Raw genomic sequence first — 16,104 nt, 5'->3', positions numbered from 1 at the left:
ATTTTCATGAATCGTATCCTCGCGGCCATGCTGGCCGCAGCGTCTTGCGCCACGATGGCGCAGGCGCAGGTCGGACCGTCCGCGCCTGTTGCGCAGGATGCGCCGGTCTACACGCTTGACCAAGCGGTCAGTGCAGCGGGCGGTTCGGCCCCTGCTGCGGAAGCGGCGACAGCTGGAATCGACGCGGCCCGTGCAGGTCGCACAGTCGCCGGCTTGCGGCCCAATCCGGTGGTTCAAGGCCAAGTCGAGAATGTCATCGGCTCCGGGCCGTATCGGGGGGTCCGCAGCGCGGAAACCACGGTCGGCTTTGCGATCCCGATCGAGCTAGGCGGCAAGCGCGGCGCCCGCGTCGCGGTCGCCAATGCGCAATTGTCCCGGGCCGAGATCCAGGCCGCGATCATCGCGGCGGATGTCCGGCTTCAGGTAACGCAGCTCTATGTCGAAGCGGTCGCGGCCGATCGCCGGGTAATGACAGCCCGCGATCAGGCCCGGATCGCCAGCGATGCGCTGCGGGCCGCGAGCGTTCGCGTGCAGGCAGGGCGGGCATCGCCACTCGAGCAACAGCGCGCGGATGTCGCGCGTATCAATGCCGACGCCAATGTGGAGCGGCAGCTTCGCTTGGCCGAGGCGGCCCGCGCCAATCTGGCGCGTCGGATCGGACGGCCGATCGACGGCCTGCTCGATGACACGCTGCTCGATCGCCTTCCCGGTGTGAACGTCTATGGGCCGTTGGCACCGGTCAACACGACCGGCACACTCGCGCTGGCGGCAGCCAACGCGGATTTCTCCATTGCCGAAGCCGGCGTGCGGCTCGCGCGCGCCAATCGCGTGCCTGACCTGAACGTCGGGCCGTCGATCCGCCGCCTGGAAGCGACCAACGACATGGCGGCGGTGTTCAGCGTGTCGATCCCGATCCCGGTGTTCAACAATGGTCGCGCCGCGATTGCGCAGGCGACCGCGCAGCGGACCCAGGCGGATGCGCAGCGCCGCGTGACCGCGCTCGACATCGAACAGGCGATCACGGACGCGCAGGCGCAGGCGGCCAATGCCGCAACGACGGCTCGTGCGGCGTCGGGGCCGGCGCTGGCGGCTGCACAGGAGGCCGCCCGCATCGCGCGGATCGGCTATCGCGAGGGCAAGTTCGGCCAGCTCGAATTGCTCGATGCTGAACGCACGCTCGCCGAAACGCGGGTCGCCGCGATCGACGCGCTTGCCAATTACCAGAATGCCCGCGCGCAAGTGGAGCGACTGACCGCTCGTGCGCCCAATGGGGGGAATCAGTGATGAAGAGCTTTTATCTCGCGGGCGCGGCGTCGCTCGCCCTGCTCTTGGCTGCCTGCGGCGGCAAGGATGGCGGAAACGAGGCAACTGCCGAAGGCGCAGCTGCCAATGAGACGGCAGCGGGCACGGAAAAGGGCGGTGCTGAAGGCGGTCATGCCGGTGAAGGCGTCGTCACATTGGGTGCCGACCAGATCGCCACAGCGGGCGTCCAGGTCGGACGGCCGATCATCGGCGGGGCCGGGACGATCGAGCTGCCCGCGATCATCGAGGGCGACCCACAGGGAACGCAGGTCGTCTCGGCCGCAATTGCGGGACGCGTGGTCGCGCTCACCCGTAACCTCGGCCAATCGGTCGGACGCGGCCAGACCATTGCGGTCATCGAAAGCCGCGAGGCGGCGCAGATCAAGGGCGAGGTCGAGGCGGCGCGGGCGCGGCTTCAGCTCGCTAATTCGAACCTCGCGCGCGAACAGCGGCTGTTCGCGCAGAGAGTCTCCCCTGAACAGGATCTGATCGCCGCCCGCACAGCGGCGACGGAGGCGCGGATCGCCCTGACGCAGGCGCAGAGCATGGTTTCGGCGGCGGGTGTCGGCGGCGGCGGGCTCAACCGGCTCGGCATTGCCGCGCCGATCTCGGGCCAGATCATTGCGCGCCCCGTGACGCTGGGACAAACGGTCGCGGCGGATGCCGAACTCTATCGCATCGCCAACCTGAGCCAGGTGTCGATCGCGCTTAATCTCAAGCCCGAGGATGCGGGCCGGGTGCGTCCCGGCAATACGGTGCTGGTGAAGGCGGCAGGCCGTCAGGCGACCGCCCGCGTGACCTTCGTGTCGCCGGCGCTTGATCCGCAGACGCGGCTCGTGCCTGCGCTCGCCACCCTCGACAATCGCGGTGGCGAATGGCGGGTCGGCGAGCCTGTGACGGCAGCCGTGCAGCTCACGGGCAGCGGCGGGAGCGGGGCGGTCCGCGTGCCGACGACGGCGGTCCAGAGTTTCGAGGGCAAGTCGGTCGTGTTCGTGCGCACGCCCACCGGCTTCAAGGCGACCCCGGTCCAGCTCGGCGATGCGTCGGGCGACACGGTGATCGTCCGGTCGGGCCTGACCGGCAACGAACAGATCGCCACCACCGGAAGTTTCACGCTCAAGGCCGAGATCGGCAAGGGCGAAGCGAGCCACGAGGATTAAGCCATGATCGCCCGTATCGTAACCTGGGCGGTCGAGAAGCGCTGGCTAGTCCTGCTCCTCACCGTCATCGTCGCCGCCATCGGCGCCTTTTCCCTCTACCGGCTACCGATCGACGCGGTGCCGGACATCACCAACAATCAGGTCCAGATCAACGTCCGCGCGCCTGCCCTCTCGCCCGAGCTGGTCGAGAAGCAGGTGTCGTTTCCAATCGAAACCGCGCTCGCCGGCACCCCCGGCCTGGAATATACGCGCTCGTTGAGCCGCAACGGCTTCGCGCAGATCACGGCGGTCTTTTCGGACGCGACGGACATCTATTTCGCCCGCCAGCAGGTGGGCGAGCGTCTGCGGGGCGTGCAAGAGAATCTGCCCGACGGCGTGAACCCTGAAATGGGTCCGATCGCGACAGGCCTGGGCGAGGTGTACATGTACACCGTTCGTCTCGATCATCGCGAGGACGACAAGCACAAGCCCGGTGAACCGGGCCAACAGCCCGATGGCAGCTACATCACGCCAGAGGGCGAGCGACTGACGACCGAAGAGGACAAGGCGACCTACCTGCGCACCGCGCAGGACTGGATCGTGACGCCGCTTCTGAAGACCACACCGGGCCTCGCCGGTGTCGACTCGATTGGCGGTTACGCCAAGCAGTTCCTCGTCGTGCCCGACGTGCAGAAGCTGGCCTCGCTCGGCATCACGCTGACGGACCTGGGAAATGCGCTGGAGCGCAATAACACCAGCGTCGGCGGTGGCTTCGTCAATCGCAATGGCGAAGGTCTGGCTGTTCGCTCGGATGCGCTCGTTCGCAATGCCAGCGAGTTGGCCAGGACCGTGATCGCGACACGTAACGGCGTGCCGATCACGGTCGAACAAGTTGCGACTGTGAAGACGGGTCAGGCGATCCGCATGGGTTCGGCATCGGAGAACGGTACCGAAGTCGTCGTCGGCACGGCGATCATGCGGATCGGCGAGAACAGCCGCATCGTGTCGACCGCGGTCGCTGAGAAACTGAAGACGATCAACGCTTCGCTGCCTCCTGACGTCGTAATTCAGCCGGTGCTGAACCGCACCGAGCTGGTCAATTCGACGATCAAGACGGTCGCGAAAAACCTGTCCGAAGGCGCGGTGCTGGTCATCGTCGTGCTCTTCCTGCTGCTCGGCAACTTCCGTGCGGCCCTGATCGCGGCGTTGGTCATCCCGATCACCATGATGCTGACAGGCTTTGGTATGCTGCGCGCTGGGGTCTCGGCCAATCTGATGAGCCTTGGGGCTTTGGACTTCGGTCTGATCGTCGACGGCGCCGTCATCATTGTCGAAAACGCGCTGCGCCGGCTTGCCGAGCAACAGCATCATGAAGGCCGATTGCTCAGCGTCAAGGAACGGCTCGCGACCGTGGCAGCCGCTGCGCGTGAGATGATCCGTCCCTCTGTGTACGGGCAGGCAATCATCATCCTCGTCTACGTACCGCTGCTCACGCTGACCGGCGTGGAGGGTAAAACGTTCGGACCGATGGCGCTGACCGTCATCATCGCGCTCGCCTTCGCCTTCATCCTCTCTCTCACCTTCGTGCCGGCGATGATTGCGATCTGGCTGTCGAAGAAGGTCGAGGAGAAGGACGGCCGCATCATCACGTGGCTGAAGAAGCGCTACGAACCCGGTCTCGACCGGGCCATGAAGCGCCCGACGCTGACGATCGGTGCGGGTGTGGGAAGCCTTGTGGTGGCGGCGCTTGCTTTCACTACGCTCGGCTCGGTGTTCCTGCCGCAGCTCGACGAAGGCGATTTGCTGATCCAGTCGCTCCGCATTCCGGCAACGTCGGTCCAGCAGAGCCAGGCGATGCAGGTGCCGATCGAGCGGATGATGTCGAAGCAGCCGGAGGTGCAATTCGTCTATTCCAAGACGGGCACCGCCGAGCTGGCGGCCGACCCGATGCCGCCGAACGCGACCGACATGTTCGTCATCCTGAAGCCGCGCAAGGATTGGCCGGATCCTGAGCTTCCCAAGGAGGAGCTGGTCAGCCGGATCGAGGGTAATCTCGCGAAGATTCCGGGAAATGCCTACGAGATCACCCAGCCCATCCAGATGCGCTTCAACGAGCTGATCGCCGGCGTGCGCGGCGACATCGCGGTGAAGGTGTTCGGGGACGACTTCAACCAGATGAACCGGACGGCCGAGCAAATCGCGGCGGTGCTGCGCAGAACGCAAGGCGCAGCGGACGTGAAGGTGGAGCAGACGACCGGTCTTCCCATGCTCGACATTCGCGTCAACCGCGACGCGATGGCGCGGTTGGGCGTTACGGCTCAGGATGTGCAGGACACCGTGACTGCGACGATCGGCGGGCGAACATCGGGCCAGATCTTCGAGGGCGACCGTCGCTTCCCCGTGGTGATCCGCCTGTCGGAGGCGCAGCGTGCCGACATCGGCCTGCTCCAACAGGTGCAGGTGCCGGTGGCAGGCGGCGGCTATGTACCGCTGTCCAGCGTCGCCGAGATCAAGGTGGTCGATGGTCCGAACCAGATCAGCCGCGAGAACGGCAAGCGGCGCGTGGTGGTGCAAGCCAACGTGCGTGGCCGCGACGTCGGATCCGTCGTGGCGGATGCGCAGGCGGCGATCGGCAGCCAACTCCGGCTGCCTGCCGGCACCTATCTCGAATGGGGCGGCCAGTTCGAGAACCTCCAATCGGCAAGCGAACGGCTGAAGCTGGTCATTCCGGCTTGCTTCATCTTGATCCTGCTGCTCCTCTACGGGGCGTTGGGATCGGTCCGCGACGCCGCGATCGTGTTCACCGGCGTGCCTTTCGCGCTGGTGGGCGGCGTCCTGTTGCTGTTCCTGCGGGGCATGGACTTCTCGATCTCGGCGGCAGTGGGCTTCATCGCCCTCTCGGGCATCGCGGTCCTCAACGGCCTCGTCATGGTCAGCTCGATCCAAGATCTGATCCGATCAGGGATGAGCCGCGAGGAAGCCGCGCATGTTGGCGCGATGCAGCGTCTGCGACCCGTCATCATGACCGCGCTAGTCGCCAGCCTCGGCTTCGTGCCGATGGCGCTGGGCGAAGGCGCCGGCGCAGAGGTTCAAAAGCCTTTGGCGACGGTCGTCATCGGCGGTCTGATCTCGGCGACGCTTCTTACGCTGTTCGTGCTGCCGACACTCTATGCCCGGTTCGGGCAGAAAGTGATCGAGAAACCCGAGCACTACAATGAGGAGCATGAAGGGGACGACCACGGTCAGACCTTCGTGAACAACTTGGCCTGATGGATGGGCGGGGCGATCCGCGATCGCCCCGCCCATCTCTGGGAGATGGGGATATGCCTCGCACCATAACCAGCTCGATGCTTCACGGCGGGCCACTGCGCATCTGGTCGGCACTCACCGATCCGGATCATCGCCGGGCGTGGAGTCCGCTCGTATTTCTCGATGATCCGTCCCGGCTCGGCGACACAGAATGCACCTTTGCGATCCAGGGCATCACCCGGCCAATTCGGACGCCAGCACGGATTGATCGATTCGATAAACCGCACGCCTTCGCTTGGTCCTGCGGCATCCCCTATCTGTTCACGCTCGAAGAGCGGTACGAGCTGGCGGGGGACGATGGCGGCACCAGGCTAACGCATAGCTGCACGCTGCGCGGGGCGCTCTCCCTGCCGTTCGCGGCGATGATGTTGCGCCGCCTGCGATCCCTGATGGTCGAATCTGACGATCGCCTCGCAACCTATCTCCGCTGGCGGGTAGGTCAGCCTGCCCGGGCTATCAATCGTCAGCGCGTCCCCTTCCGCTACAGGAGGAAGGCGCGATGATGATGCACTGTAAGCGGGTGCTGCCCGCCGTCATCCTCGTTGTCGGGCTCGCGGCGTGCTCGGAAAGAAAGCCGCCAGCCCCGCCAACGGAGCAGCAGATCCATTCGTCCGACAGCGCCGTGGCGACCGGGGAAATGGGGCGGCATAGATATCGCTGTTCCGACGGGGAACCGCTGTTCGTCGATTACAAGGACAACGGCCTGCAGATCGATTTGCGGCGCTCCAACGGGGGACCGCCGATGATGCTGACCGCGCCAGCGCAGGGCCTGCAATATGTCGGCGAAACAGCCACCGCGACCTTCAAGGGGTCGCAGCTCACCATCGTGGAAGGCGATGGCCGTACCCGGATCTGCGAGCGGGAAGGCACGCGATGAACTGCCCTGCCTTCGAACGCCACAGGGCGCTTCGTCGGAAGAGACCGATGTCTGACACGTCGATTTCAAATGTGACAACCTTGTGCGGCCTGAATCGGGCCGGTCTGGCGATCGCGCGCCTCGGCGTCGTTCTCGTCTCCGGGGCGGTTATAGGGGCGTGTAATCCAGCGCCGACCCAGCCTACCGAGCCGGCGCATGAAAAGCATCTGACGTCGAAACTAATCGCGCAGCGCATCATGTACTGCGACGACGGCACACGCGCCGATGTCGACTTCATCGATGACGGCTTGAAAATGGCCGTCACCTGGCTGCCGAAGGGCAGGACCGAGATCCTGCGCGCGCAGCGAACCGGTGACGAGTTTCGCGGCGACCATTCGCGGGCTGTCGTGGCGGGCGGATCGATCGCGTTCACGCGACGCGGGAAGATCCGCGTCTGCCACCGAACCCCGGAGGAGTCCTAGGAAATGCAGGCACTGCTCTATACGCTTGCGCCTGTGCTGGCGGTCGTGCTCGGCGCGATTGTCGCGAGCCGCACCAAGTTGAAACCTGGCCTCGTGGCGGGCCTACAGCATCTCGCTGCCGGCGTCGTGTTCGCGGCGGCAGCGACCGAAATCCTGCCGCAGGTCAAGCATGAGGCATCGCCCAGCGCGACGTTGATCGGCGGGGCGGCGGGCGTCGCGACCATGCTGGGGCTCAAGGCTCTTGAGGCCCGCTTCAAGGGGCCGATGGCGCTACTCGCCGCGATCGGCATCGACATTCTGGTCGACGGCCTGGTGCTCGGCCTCGCTTTCGTGGCGGGCGAGAAGGCAGGTCTCCTGCTGACGATCGCGCTCACTCTGGAAGTGTTATTTCTGGGACTGACGCTGACCGACGAGCTGGCGGAAACCTATCGCTCGCGCTTGCGCATCATCGTGATCGTCTCGGCATTGGCCCTGCTGCTGCCGATCGGCGCGCTCGCTGCCGTGCCGGTCGCCGCGCTGTCGCCGGTGATGATCGCCGGCTTCCTCAGCTTCGGGCTGATGGCGCTGCTCTACCTCGTCACGGAGGAGTTGCTGGTCGAGGCGCACGAGAAACCCGACACCCCGCTCATCAGCTCGATGTTTTTCGTCGGCTTCCTGGCCCTGCTGACACTTGAGGAGATGATGGGATGATCCCGGGCAACGACAACAATGGCGGGCAGGAGCGCCGCACACTGTGGATCGTCCTGCTGCTGAACGCGGCGATCGCTGCGGGCTTCTTCGTTTCCGGCTTCTTCGCGGACTCGAGCGCGCTGATCGCCAACGGCGTCGACAACCTGTCCGATACGGCTGTGTATGCGCTGAGCCTTGTGGCGCTCACCCGGGGCCAGACATGGAAGACACGCGCCGCGGTCGCTTCGGGCGTCATGCTGCTGATCTTCGCGGGCGGCATCTTGATCGATGTCGGACGGCGCTACGTGCAGGGCAGCGAGCCCATCGGACCTACCATGATGGTCATGTCCGCGATCGCCGGCGTCGTGAATTACCTCTGCCTGCGGCTGCTCCAGCGCCTCAAGGATCCGGACGTCAATCTCCGGGCCGCAACCACCTTCAGCTTCAACGACTTCATTTCCAACGGCGGCATCCTGATCGCCGGCGTGCTGGTGCTGTGGTTGGGTACCAATTGGCCGGACCTGCTGGTCGGCTTCGCCACCGCCATCATCGCCATCAAGGGCGGTGTCGAAATCCTGCGCGACGCGCGCGCCGAAACCAAGAAAAGCGAAAGGAGGTCGTCATGAACGACAAGCTCGAACTCGACATTCCAGTGTTGTTGCCGGACCTTCCTGACGCGGCCGATGCCTGCCTGGACCGTCTCGTATCAACCCTGTCAAAGCGCGAAGGTGTCGAGCGGGCGCATGTGATCTGTCTCGACGGCAACACGCCAGCGGCGCTGTGCATCCATTTCGATGCCGCCAAGCTGCCGCTGCCACGGTTGCGCGAAATGGTGCGCGCCGCAGGTGCCGAAATCACCGAGCGCTACGGCCATGCGATCTGGCAGGTGACGGGGATCAACCACGAACGTCGGGCGCGCACGGTCAGCGATGCGCTGTGCGCCTTGCCCGGCGTGGTCCAGGCAAGCGCCAGCACCAGCGGGTCTGTCCGGGTCGAATATGATCGCCGCGAAACCACCGAAGAGGAGGTGCGCGCTGCGCTTCGCAAGCTGAAGGTGAGGGTGGGCAAGCGGGTCGCTGCCGATGAACATGCCGGCCACGACCACGGCCCCGGGGGCCACGGCGCGGGCGAAGAGAAGCACGGCCCCGGCGATGGCCACGACCATAGCCACGCCGAATTTCTCGGCCCCAATACCGAGCTGATCTTCGCGCTCGCCTGTGGCGCGCTGCTGGGGATCGGCTACGCGATCGAGAGGCTGGTCGCTGGCGCGCCCGAATGGCTGCCGACCGCCTGCTATATCGCAGCCTATTTCTTCGGCGGATTCTTCACGCTGCGCGAGGCGATCGACAACCTCCGGATGAAGAAGTTCGAGATCGACACGCTGATGTTGGTCGCTGCGGCCGGCGCCGCTGCGCTGGGCGCATGGGCCGAAGGTGCGCTGCTGCTGTTCCTGTTCAGCCTCGGCCATGCGCTTGAGCATTATGCAATGGGCCGCGCCAAGAAGGCGATCGAGGCGCTGGCGAAGCTCGCGCCCGAAACCGCGACCGTGCGACGCGGCGGGCAGACCAGCGAAATCCCGGTCGAGCAGATGGTCGTCGGGGACATTGCCATCGTCCGCCCGAACGAGCGCCTGCCTGCCGACGGCTTCGTCATCAAGGGCACCAGCGCGATCAACCAGGCCCCGGTCACGGGTGAAAGCATCCCGGTCGACAAGGTGCCGGTCGCAGATGCCGCAGCGGCACGCGCCAAGCCCGATGCAGTCGACGCGGAAAGCCGGGTTTTTGCTGGTACGATCAACGGCGGCGGCGCGATCGAGATCGAGGTGACACGCCGTTCCAATGAAAGCGCGCTTGCCAAGGTCGTGAAGATGGTGAGCGAAGCGGAGACGCAGAAGTCGCCGACGCAGCGCTTCACCGACCGGTTCGAACGGATCTTCGTGCCCGCCGTCCTGGTCCTGTCAGTGCTCCTGCTGTTCGCATGGGTGGTCGTCGACGAGCCGTTCCGCGACAGCTTCTATCGCGCGATGGCGGTGCTGGTGGCGGCAAGCCCGTGCGCGCTCGCGATCGCAACGCCGAGCGCGGTCCTGTCGGGCGTTGCCCGTGCAGCGCGGGGCGGCGTGCTCGTGAAGGGCGGTGCACCGCTCGAAAACCTCGGGTCGCTCAAAGCGATCGCTTTCGACAAGACGGGCACGCTGACCGAAGGTCGTCCGCGCATCACTGATGTCGTGCCCGTCGATGGCGCCGATGAAGGCGAGTTGCTGGCGCTGGCTGTCGCCGTCGAAGCGTTGAGCGACCATCCCCTGGCCCAAGCGATCGTCAAGGACGGCCGCGAACGTCTGAACGATCGTGCCGTGCCGACTGCCGGCGACCTCAAGAGCCTGACCGGTCGGGGCGTCACCGCGAGCGTGGATGGCGAGACGGTGTGGATCGGCAAGGCCGAGATGTTCGGAAGTGAGGGCATTCCGGCGCTGGGGCAGGGCGCGCAGGACGCAATCGCGAAGCTGCGCGAGAACGGCCGCACGACAATGGTGGTCCGCAAGGGGGACCGCGACCTGGGCGCGATCGGCCTGATGGACACGCCTCGCGAAGCTGCCAAGACCGCGTTGCGTCGGCTGCACGAGATGGGCGTGTCGCGGATGATAATGATCTCCGGCGATCACCAGAAAGTCGCCGAAGCGATCGCCGACGAAGTCGGGATCGACGAAGCGTGGGGCGACCTCATGCCCGAAGACAAGGTTGCCGCGATCAAGAAGCTCGCCGGCGAAGACAAGGTCGCGATGGTGGGCGACGGCGTGAACGATGCGCCGGCGATGGCAAGCGCCACGGTCGGCATCGCGATGGGCGCGGCGGGGTCGGACGTTGCGCTGGAGACAGCCGACGTGGCGCTGATGGCCGACGATCTGGCGCACCTGCCATTCGCAGTCGGTCTTAGCCGCCATACCCGTGGAATCATCCGGCAGAACGTCTTCGTCAGCCTGGGTGTCGTCGCCTTCCTGGTGCCTGCTACCATCCTCGGCCTCGGCATTGGGCCAGCGGTGGCGGTTCATGAGGGATCGACGCTGCTCGTCGTCATCAATGCGCTCAGGCTGCTCGCCTACCGCGATCCGGCAGGGAAGGCGGCATGAAGTGGCTGATCGCCTTCGACCTCGACGGCACGCTTGCCGAGAGCAAGCGGCCGTTATCGGAGGATATGGCCGCAATCCTCGCCCGATTGCTCGCCATCACGGATGTGGCGGTGATCTCGGGCGGGGACTGGCCGCAGTTCGAAAAGCAGATCGCCTCGCGCCTTCCTGCCGGCGTCGCGCTCGACCGTCTCTGGTTGATGCCGACCACAGGCACGAAACTCTATCGGTTCATCAATGGCGCTTGGCGCGCGGTCTATGCCGAACTGTTCGACGACGCGGAGAAGGCGAAGATCCGCACGGCCTTCGATCAGGCGCTGACCGATGCCGGTCTCGCCGACGAACGTATCTGGGGCGAACGGATCGAGGACCGGGGCAGCCAGATCACCTTTTCGGGCCTGGGGCAGGCAGCGCCGCTGAAGGAAAAGGAAGCGTGGGATCCTGACCGAAAGAAGAGGACCGCGTTGCAGGCCACGTTGCGCGCGAAGCTGCCGGAGCTCTCGATCAATCTCGGTGGCACGACATCGATCGACGTGACCAGAGCAGGGATCGACAAGGGCTATGGCCTGAAGCGCCTGAGTGCCGAGAGCGGTGTCCCGCTCGACGGGATGCTGTTCATTGGGGATGCGATATTCCCCGGTGGGAATGACTATCCCGCTGCTGAAATCGGCCTCGACACAGTGAGGGTGCGCGACGTCGCGGAAACCACCGCCGTCGTGACCGCCATCATCGCGTGTCTGCACCGATAGGATCAAGATACATGGTCGGCTCCATCGCGGAATGCCGCATTGTCAAAGCTCTGGCTTCTGTCGCTTAGGGCAGCGCTTCCTAAAACGAAAAGAAGGCAATGTGCGCGTCTCCGCGAACAAAGCCTCCAGCGATCAATCTAAGAGATTCCGCCGCGCTTCTCAATCGTAGGGGGCGTTTGCGGGAGGGGGCGGAATCCTACGCTAAGGATTTGGGCCAGCGATATTCCCCGGTTGGATTGATGTGTTCCCATCCCAACGGCGAGACGTGGGCGAGTAGATCAGGCGCGATATGGGTACCGCTGGCGGCCCGGGTATTGACGACCTCGCCGAGCTTCATGGTGTTCCAGAATATGATGATGGCGGCGAGCAGGTTCATTCCGGCGATGCGATAGTGCTGGCCTTCGCCGGATCGATCCCGGATTTCACCTCGGCGGTGGAAGCTGATGGCGCGCTTTAGGGCGTGGTGGGCCTCACCCTTGTTGAGGCCGATCTGAGCCTGGCGCTGGAGGCCGGCATCAAGAATCCAGTCGATCATGAACAGGGTTCGCTCGATGCGGCCCACCTCTCGCAATGCGAGGGCCAGCTCATTCTGGCGCGGGTAAGAGGCGAGCTTGCGAAGAATCTGGCTGGGGGCGACGATCCCCGCTGCGATCGTCGCCATGATGCGCAGGATGTCGGGCCAGTTGCGCTCGATGTGCGGTTCATTGATCTTACCTCCGACCAGCGCTCGCACATTGGCCGGCGTCGCGTTGGGCGTGAAGGCATAGAGTCTTTTCTGAGGGAGATCGCGGATACGGGGGGCGAACCTGTAGCCGAGCAAGGCGCAGGCGGCGAACACATGATCGGTGAAGCCGCCCGTGTCGGCAAAATGCTGGCGAACGCGGCGGCCCGCGTCATTCATGAGCAGCCCGTCCAGGATATAGGGAGCCTCGCTGACCGTTGCCGGGATCACCTGGGTTGCGAACGGCGCATATTGATCGGACACATGGCTGTATCCCTTGAGGCCCGGGACGTTGCCATATTTCGCGTTGATCAGATTCATCGCCTCGCCCTGCTCGGTAGCAAGGAAGAACTGCCCGTCGCTGGATGCCGATTGCCCTTGTCCCCAGAAGGCGGCCATGGGCAGGGCGGCGTGGGCCTCCACGATCATGGCGAGCGCCCGATCATAGGCGCTGCCTTCGACATGCCAGCGCGCGATCCGCAGCAATTCCCAGAAGCTGTGCGTGTTGGTCGCCGCCGCCATCTTGCGCAAACCGAGATTGACGCCTTCCGCCAGCAACACGTTCATCAGGCCGATCCGGTCGCTGCAGGGCGCGCCGGTGCGCAGATGCGTGAACGCCTCGGAAAATCCGGTTCGCTCATCGACTTCCAGCAACAGATCGGTGATCCTCGCGGGCGGGAGCTGTTGATAGAGATCGAGCACGAGATCCTCGGCCCCTTCGGGCGTGTCGGCCCTCAGCTTGTCGATGTGCAGCTTGCCGTTCTCGATGATGCCGCCTGGGATCGTGCCGGTTCGCGCCGCGCGGCCAAACTCCTTCAGCCGTGTATCCAGTCGAGCCCTGCGCTCGGCCAGCCATTCGCCGGGTCGCAGCGGCACGGCGAGCCGCGCGGTCTGCTCTATCGCCTGTGGCGGGACCAGAAGCTGCTTGAGGTCGCCATAGCGGCGCGATCCCGCCAACCATATGTCACCGGACCGGAAGGCGTCGCGGATGTGGAACAGCACCGCGATTTCCCAAAGCCGGTGGTCGCCGCTGGGCTCAGCGCGAAGATGACGATGCCATTTCGAGTTGGGACGTAGAAAATCCACCGGCGGATCGACCTTGATCCGGGGACCGGTGAGAGGATGGTCGAAAACGTACGCTAAGCACAAAGCCGTGTCAGCGATCGTATGACATCACGGATGGCCGGCTTTCCATTTTACCGGAATACGCAAGTAGGTGACACCGTTCGCCTCCGCCTGATCGAAATGGCCCGCGCGGATGTTGACCTGGATCGAGGGCAGCAGGAGCTTGGGCACGGATAGCCCGGCGTCACGCTGCTCGCGCATGGCGACGAAGTCGTCCTCATTCACACCGTCATGGACGTGGACGCTCGACCGTCGCTGCTCGCCCACCGTCGTCTCCCAGCGATAGTCGTCGCGACCCGGTGCCTTGTAGTCGTGGCAGAGGAACAGTCGCGTCTCGTCGGGCAGCGCCAATAGCCGGCGGATCGAGCGATAGAGCGTCCGCGCATCCCCGCCCGGGAAGTCGGCGCGGGCGGTGCCATAGTCGGGCATGAACAGCGTATCCCCGACGAACGCCGCATCGCCGATCAGATAGGTCACGTCGGCCGGGGTGTGGCCGGGGACATGCAGCACCTCGACCGCCAGCGCCCCGATCGCGAACTGGTCGCCATTCTCGAACAGGCGGTCGAAGTCCGAGCCGTCCGTTTTCAGATCATCCATCGCGAACACGGGGCGGAAGATTTTCTGCACGTCGCGGATATGCGCGCCGATCCCGATCCATGCGCCTGTATGCGCCTTGATGAAGGGTGCGGCCGACAGATGATCGGCATGAGCGTGCGTCTCCAGCACCATCGCGATCCGCCAGTCCTGCTCGCGGGCGAAGGCGACGATCCGCTCGGCCGAGCGCGTGTCGGCGACGCCGCTCGCCATGTCGAAGTCGAGGACTGGATCGATCACCGCCGCAGTCCGTGTCGCGGGATCGCCGACGAGGTAGCTAATCGTATTGGTCGGCTCGTCGAAAAACGCCTCGATGAGGGGCTGAGTCATGATTTTCTCCGTTAGCGCTTGCTAATATATTAGCTGGTGCTACATAAGCAACACCTAATGGAGTGGCGATGATGCTCAAACCGCCGATGGACCTGGCGACATTCGAGGCGAAGGCCGGGCAGGTCGCCGACACGCTGAAGGCGATCGGCAATGCTCGCCGGCTGATGCTGCTGTGCAAGCTGGTCGAGCATGGCGAGATGACGGTCGGCGATCTGGCCCGTGATGTCGGCTTGTCGCAGTCGGCCTGCTCGCAGCACCTGGCCAGGATGCGCGACGAGGGTCTCGTCACCTACCGGCGGGAGAGCCAGACGCTCTGGTACGCCATCGCGGATGCCCGCGTCGAAACGCTGCTCGGCACTCTCTACCAGCTCTACTGCAAGGATTGATGCGATGACGCTCGCGACCCTTTCTCCCGACGATACCCGTGCCGCGATCGATGCCGGTGCGCGCCTGATCGACATTCGCGGTGCCGACGAGCATGCGCGCGAACGCATTCCCGGCGCGATGAACGTGCCGCTCGACCGGATCGGCGATCTCCCGCGCGACGATCGTCCGGTCGTCTTTCACTGCAAGTCCGGGATGCGCACCGCCGCCAATGCGGCGCAGCTCGGCGCGGCAGCGGGTGGCGCGCCGGCCTATATCCTGGGCGGCGGCATCGATGCGTGGCGGCAGGCAGGACAGCCCACCGTCGCCGATCGGTCGCAGCCGTTGGAAATCATGCGGCAGGTGCAGATTACCGCCGGTGGGCTGGTGCTGATCGGCGTTCTGCTCGGCACGTTCGTCGCTCCCGGCTTCTTCGGGCTGTCGGCGTTCGTCGGGGCGGGGCTGATGTTCGCGGGCGTGACGGGGTGGTGCGGCATGGCCAACCTGCTGCGCGTCATGCCCTGGAACCGGCGCGCGACAGCCTGAGGCGATCGTGGACACCGCTGCCACCCTTGCCGCGCTTGCATCGGGCGGCGTGATTGGCCTGATCCTCGGCCTTGTCGGCGGAGGCGGGTCGATCCTCGCCGTGCCACTCCTGATCTATGTTGTCGGCGTCGGATCACCGCACGCTGCGATCGGGACGGCCGCTGTCGCCGTCACCGTCAATGCGCTTGCCAGCCTGGTCGGCCATGCGCGAGCGGGCCGCGTGAAATGGCGGTGCGCCAGTGTCTTCGCCGTCTCCGGAATGATCGGCGCGGCGCTGGGGGCGGAGTTGGGCAAGGCGTTCGACGGCAAGCGACTGCTTGTCCTGTTCGGGCTTCTGATGATTGGCGTCGGTTTGTCGATGTTGCGCAAGCGCCGCACGGCGGAAGCGCCGGACGTGCGACTGACCCGCGATAGCGCCTCGACGCTGCTGCCGCGCTTGGTTCCGATCGGGCTGGGCGTCGGGCTTGCCGCCGGCTTCTTCGGGATCGGGGGCGGCTTCCTGATCGTGCCGGGGCTGATCCTCGCGACCGCGATGCCGCTGCCCTTCGCGATCGGCACGTCGCTGGTCGTCGTCAGCGCGCTGGGGTTGACCACCGCCTTGTCCTACGCCCTGTCGGGGCTGGTCGACTGGAGCGTGACCGCGATGCTGGTCGTGGGCGGCGTCGCTGGAACGATCGGCGGTATTGCATTGGGCAAGGTTCTCGGCACCCGTAAGGGGCTGCTCGAACGTGGCTTTGCCGCCGTCGTGATTGCGGTAGGAACCTACGTTACGGCATCGTCGCTCTGAACCTGAGCAGC

The 16,104-nt window shown here is 65.2% G+C and carries 14 protein-coding genes and 1 pseudogene; 13 read left to right on the top strand and 2 right to left on the bottom strand.

The genetic code is table 11. The annotated features are described in order from the left end of the window. Positions 1 to 6: 6 nt before the first annotated feature. The 10 genes from VPH46_RS05795 to VPH46_RS05750 are packed head-to-tail and all read left to right on the top strand — an operon-like array spanning position 7 to position 11,627. On the top strand, positions 7 to 1,284 hold the full coding sequence (locus tag VPH46_RS05795; RefSeq protein WP_004212875.1) for a TolC family protein: 1,278 nt from the start codon (positions 7 to 9) through the stop codon (positions 1,282 to 1,284). Then, positions 1,284 to 2,462 carry an efflux RND transporter periplasmic adaptor subunit gene (locus VPH46_RS05790; RefSeq protein ID WP_004212877.1) on the top strand — a complete coding sequence of 393 codons (1,179 nt, stop codon included), beginning with the start codon at positions 1,284 to 1,286 and terminating at the stop codon, positions 2,460 to 2,462. Before VPH46_RS05795 ends, VPH46_RS05790 begins: the two co-directional genes overlap by 1 nt. A gap of 3 nt (positions 2,463 to 2,465) precedes the next feature. Continuing rightward, positions 2,466 to 5,711: an efflux RND transporter permease subunit gene (locus VPH46_RS05785; protein WP_004212878.1), complete on the top strand. Its 3,246-nt coding sequence runs from the start codon at positions 2,466 to 2,468 to the stop codon at positions 5,709 to 5,711. Between the two features lie 53 nt (positions 5,712 to 5,764). Continuing rightward, positions 5,765 to 6,253, top strand: a complete 489-nt coding sequence (locus tag VPH46_RS05780; protein WP_004212879.1) for an SRPBCC domain-containing protein — start codon at positions 5,765 to 5,767, stop codon at positions 6,251 to 6,253. Then, a complete protein-coding gene (locus tag VPH46_RS05775; protein WP_004212880.1) occupies positions 6,250 to 6,627 on the top strand; it encodes a hypothetical protein in 378 nt (125 codons plus the stop codon). Before VPH46_RS05780 ends, VPH46_RS05775 begins: the two co-directional genes overlap by 4 nt. A gap of 47 nt (positions 6,628 to 6,674) precedes the next feature. After that, positions 6,675 to 7,088 (top strand): hypothetical protein, encoded by a 414-nt coding sequence (locus tag VPH46_RS05770; RefSeq protein ID WP_004212881.1) that lies wholly within the window; start codon positions 6,675 to 6,677, stop codon positions 7,086 to 7,088. Between the two features lie 3 nt (positions 7,089 to 7,091). Beyond that, positions 7,092 to 7,778 carry a ZIP family metal transporter gene (locus VPH46_RS05765; protein ID WP_004212882.1) on the top strand — a complete coding sequence of 229 codons (687 nt, stop codon included), beginning with the start codon at positions 7,092 to 7,094 and terminating at the stop codon, positions 7,776 to 7,778. After that, positions 7,775 to 8,383, top strand: coding sequence for a cation transporter (locus VPH46_RS05760; RefSeq protein WP_004212885.1), 609 nt, complete (start codon positions 7,775 to 7,777; stop codon positions 8,381 to 8,383). Before VPH46_RS05765 ends, VPH46_RS05760 begins: the two co-directional genes overlap by 4 nt. Next, positions 8,380 to 10,881, top strand: a complete 2,502-nt coding sequence (locus VPH46_RS05755) for a heavy metal translocating P-type ATPase (protein ID WP_004212886.1) — start codon at positions 8,380 to 8,382, stop codon at positions 10,879 to 10,881. The genes VPH46_RS05760 and VPH46_RS05755 overlap by 4 nt, the downstream gene beginning before the upstream one ends. After that, positions 10,878 to 11,627, top strand: coding sequence for an HAD-IIB family hydrolase (locus tag VPH46_RS05750; protein ID WP_004212890.1), 750 nt, complete (start codon positions 10,878 to 10,880; stop codon positions 11,625 to 11,627). The genes VPH46_RS05755 and VPH46_RS05750 overlap by 4 nt, the downstream gene beginning before the upstream one ends. A gap of 196 nt (positions 11,628 to 11,823) precedes the next feature. On the opposite strand, the pseudogene VPH46_RS05745 reads toward VPH46_RS05750, so the two are convergent. Beyond that, positions 11,824 to 13,467: pseudogene (locus tag VPH46_RS05745) on the bottom strand (Tn3 family transposase); the annotation flags it as partial. 54 nt (positions 13,468 to 13,521) lie between these two features. Further along, the gene (locus tag VPH46_RS05740; protein ID WP_061780293.1) at positions 13,522 to 14,397 is read right to left on the bottom strand and encodes an MBL fold metallo-hydrolase; all 876 of its coding nucleotides are present in this window, start codon (positions 14,395 to 14,397) and stop codon (positions 13,522 to 13,524) included. Positions 14,398 to 14,465: 68 nt separating this feature from the next. On the opposite strand from VPH46_RS05740, the gene VPH46_RS05735 reads away from it, so the two are divergent. Genes VPH46_RS05735 through VPH46_RS05725 form a run of 3 tightly spaced genes read left to right on the top strand, consistent with a single transcriptional unit; the run spans position 14,466 to position 16,093 of the window. After that, complete coding sequence (locus tag VPH46_RS05735) at positions 14,466 to 14,783, top strand: ArsR/SmtB family transcription factor (protein WP_042469298.1); 318 nt, start codon at positions 14,466 to 14,468, stop codon at positions 14,781 to 14,783. Positions 14,784 to 14,787: 4 nt separating this feature from the next. After that, a complete protein-coding gene (locus VPH46_RS05730) occupies positions 14,788 to 15,306 on the top strand; it encodes a rhodanese family protein (protein ID WP_042469176.1) in 519 nt (172 codons plus the stop codon). Between the two features lie 7 nt (positions 15,307 to 15,313). Continuing rightward, entirely contained in the window at positions 15,314 to 16,093 is a 780-nt protein-coding gene (locus VPH46_RS05725; protein ID WP_042469177.1) for a sulfite exporter TauE/SafE family protein, read from the top strand. The last annotated feature ends 11 nt before the right edge of the window (positions 16,094 to 16,104 follow it).

The organism is Sphingomonas sp. MJ1 (PH-R8), from assembly GCF_048058635.1.
In the GTDB taxonomy this organism is placed as follows: domain Bacteria; phylum Pseudomonadota; class Alphaproteobacteria; order Sphingomonadales; family Sphingomonadaceae; genus Sphingomonas.
The sequence above is the reverse complement of the archived record's forward strand: the minus strand, read 5'-3'. Positions and strand labels throughout refer to the sequence as shown.

Bases quoted from the DNA above. Each gene is read 5' to 3' on its own strand.
- VPH46_RS05780 (WP_004212879.1), top strand. From the start codon at position 5,765: ATGCCTCGCACCATAACCAGCTCGATGCTTCACGGCGGGCCACTGCGC.
- VPH46_RS05730 (WP_042469176.1), top strand. From the start codon at position 14,788: ATGACGCTCGCGACCCTTTCTCCCGACGATACCCGTGCCGCGATCGAT.
- VPH46_RS05735 (WP_042469298.1), top strand. From the start codon at position 14,466: ATGATGCTCAAACCGCCGATGGACCTGGCGACATTCGAGGCGAAGGCC.
- VPH46_RS05785 (WP_004212878.1), top strand. From the start codon at position 2,466: ATGATCGCCCGTATCGTAACCTGGGCGGTCGAGAAGCGCTGGCTAGTC.
- VPH46_RS05750 (WP_004212890.1), top strand. From the start codon at position 10,878: ATGAAGTGGCTGATCGCCTTCGACCTCGACGGCACGCTTGCCGAGAGC.
- VPH46_RS05775 (WP_004212880.1), top strand. From the start codon at position 6,250: ATGATGATGCACTGTAAGCGGGTGCTGCCCGCCGTCATCCTCGTTGTC.
- VPH46_RS05755 (WP_004212886.1), top strand. From the start codon at position 8,380: ATGAACGACAAGCTCGAACTCGACATTCCAGTGTTGTTGCCGGACCTT.
- VPH46_RS05765 (WP_004212882.1), top strand. From the start codon at position 7,092: ATGCAGGCACTGCTCTATACGCTTGCGCCTGTGCTGGCGGTCGTGCTC.
- VPH46_RS05740 (WP_061780293.1), bottom strand. From the start codon at position 14,397: ATGACTCAGCCCCTCATCGAGGCGTTTTTCGACGAGCCGACCAATACG.
- VPH46_RS05760 (WP_004212885.1), top strand. From the start codon at position 7,775: ATGATCCCGGGCAACGACAACAATGGCGGGCAGGAGCGCCGCACACTG.
- VPH46_RS05770 (WP_004212881.1), top strand. From the start codon at position 6,675: ATGTCTGACACGTCGATTTCAAATGTGACAACCTTGTGCGGCCTGAAT.
- VPH46_RS05795 (WP_004212875.1), top strand. From the start codon at position 7: ATGAATCGTATCCTCGCGGCCATGCTGGCCGCAGCGTCTTGCGCCACG.
- VPH46_RS05790 (WP_004212877.1), top strand. From the start codon at position 1,284: ATGAAGAGCTTTTATCTCGCGGGCGCGGCGTCGCTCGCCCTGCTCTTG.